The following is an 8,339-nucleotide window of genomic DNA, read 5'->3' as shown; positions in this document are numbered from 1 at the left end:
CGTCAAAAATTCGTCAAAAATAATTTTTAGTTTTATTATAATATTTGAGTTTTAATTTTTATAAAAATCTTGTATCCCCTTTAATTATCTAATATTATTAAAAATATTAAGTAAGGTGACAATAATGAAAGACTAATGTAATAGATGTAAATATGAAGTTAGTTATAAAAAACATATAATTTACTTAAAAGAAACTATAGGAGGATATAAAATGAAAAAATTAATAGGAATTATTGTAAGTATAATAATAATAGGTGGAGTTTTATTGTTAATAAATTCTAACGGTATAATTAATCTAGGTTCAACAAAGTATTATGTTAAAACCATCAGTGAATATAAGGATAGAACAAGTGAGAATAGTGGAGGATACAATACGTATGAGTATAAAATAAATGGGTATGATGAAGATGGAAATGAGAAATTAATTACATTTACAACGTCAAAGATACTAAAGGTTGATAGATATTTAAAGGTATATGTTAACGGGGAAAAAACAAAGAGCTATGAAGAAGTAGAAATAAAGGAACTACCTGACAAGATAAAAGAAATCTATAAATTAAATTAGTTTATTATTTAATGTTTTTATTTGAGAAGGAAATTGTGTTAATATAGGACTAGAGAAAAACATAATTTTTAGGGGATGAAAACACAATGAACGCAATTAATCACTTTAAAACTATAACAAAACATAAGTTATTAGTTATGAAATACTGCTTTAAGGTGGGGTTATATAAACAAGGAATATTACATGATCTTTCTAAGTATTCTTGGGTAGAATTTTTAGCAGGAGTAAAGTATTACAGAGGAGATGTTAGTCCTAATGGAATACAAAAGAAGGTGGAAGGATATTCTAAGGCTTGGCTTCATCATAAGGGAAGAAATAAGCATCATTTAGAATATTGGATTGATTATGGTACGAAAATACAAGATGGAATAGTTGGTATGAAAATGCCCAATAATTATGTAGTTGAAATGTTTATTGACAGAATTTGTGCTTGTATGAATTATGAGAAAGAGAAGTATAAAGATAATTCGGCTTTAATATATTATGAAAGGGGTAAGGATTATCAAATTATTCATGAGGACAGTAGGGAATTATTAGAGCTTTTACTTAATAAGTTAGCAAGTGAAGGTGAACAGATAACTCTAGATTATATAAAAAAACAGATTTTAAAATAACATAATAAAGCCATCTGAAAGGAGAAATTACTCCTTTCAGATGGCTCTAATTTTTTAGTATTTAAATTTTGTACCCTTAGGATAGATTATTTCTATCCTACCATTACTGCTACCAGTCATGTGACCTACATTAGCTTTAAAGAGGGCTTTCCNNCCTTTAAAGCAATCAAATTGAGACATTGTACCATAGGAGCTAAGAAGAATAACCTTTTGGTTTTGGTCATAGGTATAGTTAATATATAGTTTATTATTCTCAAGTTTTGCTGTAACTATAGGGTTTTTGAAATCATTAAGATTTATATAGTCCACTTCATTGCAGGGAAGACGGTATTTTACAATAATATTTTCATAAATTTCTTCTGTTGAAGAGTCGCTATAGCGAGTAGTAAAAATATTTTTTTCATCTTCATTAAATTGAGTTACTATTTCAATAGGGATATCAGTGTTAAGATTAGTTAAAGCCACTTCTATTTCTTTTTCTTCAAAATTTTTAAAGGGGTTGTCGTTAACAAAATCTATGGAATCAGATCCCATTTCACTAGTGCTATTGTATGGATAATTATGGGTGAAAACACTTAAAGATATCACAATGATAAAACAGAAAAGGGCAATTCCACATAAAATAAATCTAGATTTAGTTGTATTTTTAGTCTCAGCTTTATAATATACTATAGTACTATTTATAACTACAGACAAAACAAATAAAATACCTAGTGTTATAGTACACTTTACAACAAACATGCCAAGGGAAGGTTCTTTAGTCCAAAAGCTAAAAAGATTTCCAATAGTAATGAACAGAGCTCCATTGTTAAAGAATGCAGCTACTACAAACATTATGAAAGTAATATAGAAATATATATGAAATTTTTTACTCAAAACATTGATTAACAGAGTCAGGGCAATTAACATGGAGCCATAGAGTAAATTAACTATAAAACCAGAGATTAAGAAGGTTAAATTTATAGGATAAGCAAAAGATATATTAGAATTTAAATTTCCAATCAATGCCCAAATGTTATATTGAATTAGATATAAAAGTAAAGAAATTACTGACACTTTTAATAGAGTAATATAGTTAAACAGAGCATAAGACATAAATCTTGTTTTATTATCCTGTGGAAAAGCTTGATGTTGATTATTGAAGGAGTTATACCACAATAAAGTTCCGATGCTTATACTAATTGCTAGGAAAAGACCATTATTAGTATAGGTCTGTAGACTGTAGGTAGTTACATCTTTAGAATAAGTGAAAATATCCATAAGAGTCGCAATAAAATCAATTACAAAAAAGGATGCAAGGAGTATATAAATTATCCAAAGTGCCTTTTTATGCTCTTTTGAGCGTATTTTATATAGATTATTAATATTTTTTAATTGTCTTTTATCCATAACTCCTCTATGCCTCCATTATAATTATTTTCAGTCAGATAAATATATAGCTCTTCTGGACTAATTCTTGAAATCTTCAAATTGTTAGTTGATATATCTATCTCTAAAGATTCTGTAATTAAGCCTTCTATTATTGCAAAAGAGGTTATGTTACTAAAATCTTTATATAGTACTTTTTTATCTTTAATGAACCTTACTAAATTATCAGGATTTCCATCTACTCTATAGGCAGACTCCTTTACAGTATCCATAGCTTCATATAAAACTAAAGACCCATTATTAATTATTACTAGTTCTGAAAGAATGTTTTCCAACTCTGATATAATGTGACTAGAAATAATTATAGTTCGTGGATGTTCTATATAATCTCGTAGTATGATATCATAAACAGATTTACGAGTTTTAATATCCATGCCTAAAATTGGTTCATCAAACATGGTAACCTTGGCACGACAGGAAATACCACATATAAAGTTAAATAAACTCCTCATACCTTGAGATAAATTTTTATATTTAATTTTCATTTTAAAATTAAAATGTTTCAAAAGGTTTTCTGCAAACGTAAGATCAAAGTTAGGGTACATCATATTATAATACCCAACAATTCTACCTAGAAATAAGTTAGATTCATAGGACATATTATGATAGCTATATACAATTTCCTCTAATACCAATAAATTATCCATGGGTTCTTCGCCTAAAACCATTAATTCTCCTTCGGTTTTCTCAATTAGTCCTGCACATAGTTTCATAAAAGTAGTTTTACCTGAGCCATTACTACCGATTAAACCTATGAGTTGATTTTCATTAATTTCTACAGATAGATTATCTATAGCCACCTTAGATTTATATCTTTTAAAAAGATTTCTAGCTATAATGCAAGAAGTCATATTATTTATCCTCCTTATAGTATTTTTTTATAGTTTCAAGTACATAATCTTGAGATAAGTCTAATTTTTTTGATGTATTGACTAGATCTTTTACCAGTTTTTCGAAGGTTTCATTTTTCCTTCTATTCATAATTTTTTTCTTTGCATTGGGAGTTATAATCATAGCTAATCCTCTTTGTTTTTCAAGAATCTCTCTTCCTACTAATAAATTAATTCCCTTAGCTGCAGTAGCAGGGTTAACTGTAAGCTCTTTGGCAATTACTAATTGAGAGTAGCAAGTACCACTTTCTTCTAAAGTTCCACTAAGAATATCATCTTCAATAGCATTTGCAATTTGAACATATATAGGAACTAGGCTATTTACATCTATTTTCAAGGGTAAACCTCCTTTGTTTCAGGAACTACATTACATAAGTAATGTAGTATTGTACTTTTAGTATATTATAATTAGGAATTAATGTCAATTTGATTTTAAAAAATAATTAGAATATAAAATGATAATACTTTTATAATATGAATTTAAAGCTTATAAAAATGAACATAAAATATGAATATACAGGTGTAATACAGAGAATTAATAAGAAAAAAGGGGAAAAAAGGGGAAAAAGCGTGAATACGAAACTTTATTTTTTTATGATTTTATAGTAATATAATTATATAATATCGATAAATTTTGACTCTTAAAGTCAAAGTTTGTTGGATTTATATCTAAAATCTTAAAGTACATAGGACAAGTTATTATTTATATGTGTAAAGAAAGTTATAAGTATAATATAAAATTGTTATGAAATAAATAAAGAAACTGCTAAGATGGAAATGCTTAAAATTAAAGAAGTTAGGTCGTAAAATGGCTAAAATTTTTTTTAATATGTCTGAAAACGTTTAAAGAGAGATGAGGAGTAGAATCTTAAATTAAAGCATAAAAATTCTTAATTCATAGATAATTATACAAAAATATATGAAAAATTCTCATTATTTCATAAAAGTGTGTATATTTAAGAGTATGTTACTAATACAAAATCTTTATTGGCTTATAAATAAAATGTTAACTATGGCTTAAAGTAGATATAAATAATTTAAGCTACTATATGTGGCAAGCACTAATACTAAATTATTGGAGGGATTTACATGGCAAAGAATAAAAGGAAATTATCATTTCCAACTGCTTTTACAGTATTAATTATAGTATTGCTTTTAGCAGCAGCACTAACTTATGTGATACCAGCTGGTTCATATTCAAAGTTATCTTATAATGCAGATAGCACTGTGTTTGAGATTACTGCTCCCAATGGAGATATAAAAGAAATGCCTGGTACTCAAGAAACTTTAGATGAACTTAAGGTTACTGGTGACATTTCTAAATTTGCAGATGGTAGTATTAATAAACCAGTAGCTATACCAGGTACTTATGAAAAAGTTAAACAAAGTCCACAAGGTATAATTGATATAATTCTATCACCTATTAAGGGAGTATATGATACTATAGATATAATTTTATTTGTATTTATTATAGGTGGAGTTATTGGAGTATTAAATAACATTGGTGCATTTAATGCAGGTATTGCAAGTCTTTCGAGATTAACTAAAGGAAAAGAATACATATTGATAGTATTTATTACTTTCTTGATTTCTCTTGGAGGTACTACTTTTGGACTGGCAGAGGAAACAATAGCTCTCTATCCAATAATGGTTCCGGTATTCTTAGCTGCAAACTATGATGTTATGGTATGTATTGCAGCAATATACATGGGTTCTTCTATAGGAAGTATGTTCTCAACAGTAAACCCATTCTCAGTAGTTATAGGTTCTAATGCTGCTGGAATAAGCTTTACAAATGGGCTTAACTTCAGAATTATTGCTTTTGTTCTTGGTACTTTAATTACTATAATATATATCTTAAGATATGCGAAGAAGGTTAAAGCAGATCCAAGTAAATCATTAACATTTGCAGACAAAGAAAAAATTGAAGCTAAATTTGCTAGTCAAGGAAAAGCACCAGAATTAACTTTAAGATTTAAAATTATATTGTTAATATTCCTTTTAACCTTTGTAGTTATGATTTATGGAGTTTCTTCTTTGGATTGGTGGTTCGCAGAAATGACAGCTCTATTTTTAGTAACTGGTATAATTATTGGATTCCTATCAAAATTAGGGGAGAAAGAGTTTGTAAACCAATTCGTAACTGGAGCTGCTGATTTAATGAGTGTTGCATTAGTTATAGGGGTTGCTAGAAGCATTAACCTTGTATTAGAAAATGGTATGATTTCCGATACAATACTTAATTTCTTCTCTAACGCTATAGCAGGTATGAATGGAAATATATTTATAGTATTAATGCTTTTAATATTTATAGTACTTGGATTCTTTATTCCTTCTTCATCAGGTCTAGCGGTTCTATCCATTCCAATTATGGCTCCTCTTGCAGATTCAGTTGGACTTTCAAGAGATGTTATAATTTCAGCCTATGTATACGGATTGGGGTTAATTTCATTTATTACTCCAACAGGATTAATCCTTGCAACTTTAGAGATGGTTGATGTAACTTATGACAAATGGTTAAAATTTATCATGCCTCTAATGGGATATATAGCAGCATTTAGTGCAATAATGCTATTAATACAAGTTAACTTTTAATGTGAAATAGTAAAATTCTATAAAAATTATAAAATTTTAAAATATACCTCCTAGAATAGGTTAATTATAGTCTATCCTAGGGGGTATTTTTTATATATGATAGTTATTTGTTTTGAATTAGCAATACAAGAAATAAAAGTTTTATTGTTAAATATTTAACGTAAATAATAATTTATAAAAAATATTAACTATAAATAGTATATTAGTTATAAGTTTCATAAAAAATAATATAATGTAATATAGCGTATTGTAAAACAAAACAAGGGATGCTACAATATGTAATAAGATGAATATATAGGGAGGGAATTTGATGAAAAAAGAAGACAGTTTTAAACCGTTCATTTCTGCTGAAAAAGTCGTACCCGAATTTACATTAACATCTATTATTTTAGGAATTTTACTGGCAGTACTTTTTGGTGGAGCCAATGCTTACTTAGGTCTTAGAGTTGGTATGACAGTATCAGCTTCAATTCCAGCAGCGGTTATCTCAATGGGAGTTATACGTGTTATTCTAAGAAAAGACTCCATTCTTGAAAACAACATAGTTCAGACAATTGGTTCTGCTGGTGAATCACTTGCAGCTGGAGCTATTTTTACATTACCAGCATTATTTATGTGGGCATCAGAATGGGGAACAGAAGCACCATCTTTACTGGAAATTGGAATTATCGCACTTTGTGGTGGTGTACTCGGTATTTTATTTATGGTACCACTTCGAAAAGCTCTTATTGTTGAAGAACATGGAGTGCTTCCATATCCAGAAGGAACTGCTTGTGCAGAAGTTCTACTTGCTGGTGAACAGGGAGGAGCAAAATCTTCTACAGTGTTTGCAGGTCTTGGAATAGCTGCATTATACAAATTTATTGCGGATGGATTAAAGTTGTTTCCAAGTGAAGTACATTATGAACTTACAGGATATAAGGGATCTGGAGTAGGTATAGACGTACTTCCAGCACTAGCAGGAGTAGGTTATATATGTGGACCTAAGATATCTGCATACATGTTATCTGGTGGAATAGTTGCATGGTTTGTATTAATGCCATTAATTAGTTTATTTGGTGGAGATGCAGTTATATATCCAGGTGCAGATCCTATAAGTGCTATGGATTCGTTTACAATTTGGAGCAAATATATCCGTTACATTGGTGCAGGTGCTGTTGCAATGGGGGGTATTTTAAGCTTAGTGAAGTCACTACCATTAATTGTAAAAACCTTTAGACAAGCGATGAAGAGCTATGGTAGAAGTAACACTATTAGTGACCTTAGGACAGAACAAGACTTACCTATGAAAGGTATTTTAGCAGCTTGCTTAATAATTGTTATATTAATGTGGCTAGTACCTGTAATTCCTGTAAATCTAGTTGGTGCAATTATAATTGTAGTATTTGGATTCTTCTTTGCTACAGTATCTTCTAGAATGGTAGGATTAGTAGGAAGTAGTAATAACCCAGTATCAGGAATGGCAATAGGAACATTATTGTTTGCAACAATTATTTTAAAAGCTACAGGAACTATTGGACAAGAGGGTATGACTGCAGCAATCGCAATTGGTTCAATTATATGTATTATAGCAGCTATTGCTGGTGACACCTCACAGGACTTAAAAACTGGTTATATCATTGGTTCAACACCTAAGAAACAACAAATCGGTGAGTTAATTGGAGTACTTGTATCTGCCATAGCTATTGGTGGAGTGTTATATCTATTAAATAAAGCATGGGGTTATGGTTCTACAGAATTACCAGCGCCACAGGCAACATTAATGAAGATGGTAGTAGAAGGTGTAATGGAAGGAAATCTTCCTTGGGCACTAGTATTTGCAGGAGCAGGTATTGCAATTGTAATTGAGATACTAGGAATTCCAGTATTACCATTTGCAGTAGGACTTTATTTACCAATTCACTTAAGTACACCAATTATGGCTGGTGGATTAGTAAGATTATACTTTGATAAGAAGAAAAATATTTCAGAAGAAGAAAGAGGTCAAGTTGTTGAGAATGGTATTTTATATACCTCAGGTTTAATTGCTGGTGAAGGATTAGTAGGTATTTTACTTGCAGTATTTGCAATTATCCCAATTGGAGCATCTACTCTCGGTGATGTAATTAATATTTCAGAAACTATAAGTTTAGGTAATATTGGTGGATTAATATTCTTTTTGCTGTTAATATTCACAATATTCAAATTTAGTACATCTAAAAAGAAGATTAGAAAATAGAAATTATACCTTATAATAGTCTATTGAAA

At 29.4% G+C, this 8,339-nt stretch carries 6 protein-coding genes; 4 read left to right on the top strand and 2 right to left on the bottom strand.

Annotated elements, in window-relative coordinates:
- Window positions 1-211 precede the first annotated feature (211 nt).
- The gene (locus tag B2671_RS03025; RefSeq protein ID WP_346869095.1) at window positions 212-565 is read left to right on the top strand and encodes a YxeA family protein; all 354 of its coding nucleotides are present in this window, start codon (window positions 212-214) and stop codon (window positions 563-565) included.
- A gap of 86 nt (window positions 566-651) precedes the next feature.
- A complete protein-coding gene (locus B2671_RS03020; RefSeq protein WP_346869094.1) occupies window positions 652-1,179 on the top strand; it encodes a DUF5662 family protein in 528 nt (175 codons plus the stop codon).
- A gap of 1,370 nt (window positions 1,180-2,549) precedes the next feature.
- Here B2671_RS03020 and B2671_RS03015 read toward each other — a convergent pair.
- Both B2671_RS03015 and B2671_RS03010 read right to left on the bottom strand, forming a co-directional pair.
- The gene (locus B2671_RS03015) at window positions 2,550-3,458 is read right to left on the bottom strand and encodes an ABC transporter ATP-binding protein (RefSeq protein ID WP_346869093.1); all 909 of its coding nucleotides are present in this window, start codon (window positions 3,456-3,458) and stop codon (window positions 2,550-2,552) included.
- 1 nt (window position 3,459) lies between these two features.
- Window positions 3,460-3,834, bottom strand: coding sequence for a GntR family transcriptional regulator (locus B2671_RS03010; protein WP_346869092.1), 375 nt, complete (start codon window positions 3,832-3,834; stop codon window positions 3,460-3,462).
- Window positions 3,835-4,586: 752 nt separating this feature from the next.
- Between B2671_RS03010 and B2671_RS03005 the strand changes: the two genes are divergently transcribed.
- Both B2671_RS03005 and B2671_RS03000 read left to right on the top strand, forming a co-directional pair.
- A complete protein-coding gene (locus B2671_RS03005; RefSeq protein ID WP_346869091.1) occupies window positions 4,587-6,092 on the top strand; it encodes a YfcC family protein in 1,506 nt (501 codons plus the stop codon).
- Between the two features lie 310 nt (window positions 6,093-6,402).
- Entirely contained in the window at window positions 6,403-8,310 is a 1,908-nt protein-coding gene (locus tag B2671_RS03000; RefSeq protein ID WP_346869090.1) for an OPT family oligopeptide transporter, read from the top strand.
- Window positions 8,311-8,339: the final 29 nt, after the last annotated feature.

Origin of the sequence: Clostridium sp. UBA5119 (assembly GCF_002414285.1) — a bacterium.
Taxonomy (GTDB): Bacteria; Bacillota; Clostridia; order Clostridiales; family Clostridiaceae; genus Clostridium_J; species Clostridium_J sulfidigenes.
Note: the sequence above shows the minus strand (reverse complement) of the source record. Positions and strands in the feature narration are given on the sequence as shown.

What these genes read in the sequence shown, in the direction of transcription:
- B2671_RS03015 (WP_346869093.1), bottom strand. Translation starts at nt 3,458, where the DNA reads ATGACTTCTTGCATTATAGCTAGAAATCTTTTTAAAAGATATAAATCT.
- B2671_RS03025 (WP_346869095.1), top strand. Translation starts at nt 212, where the DNA reads ATGAAAAAATTAATAGGAATTATTGTAAGTATAATAATAATAGGTGGA.
- B2671_RS03020 (WP_346869094.1), top strand. Translation starts at nt 652, where the DNA reads ATGAACGCAATTAATCACTTTAAAACTATAACAAAACATAAGTTATTA.
- B2671_RS03005 (WP_346869091.1), top strand. Translation starts at nt 4,587, where the DNA reads ATGGCAAAGAATAAAAGGAAATTATCATTTCCAACTGCTTTTACAGTA.
- B2671_RS03000 (WP_346869090.1), top strand. Translation starts at nt 6,403, where the DNA reads ATGAAAAAAGAAGACAGTTTTAAACCGTTCATTTCTGCTGAAAAAGTC.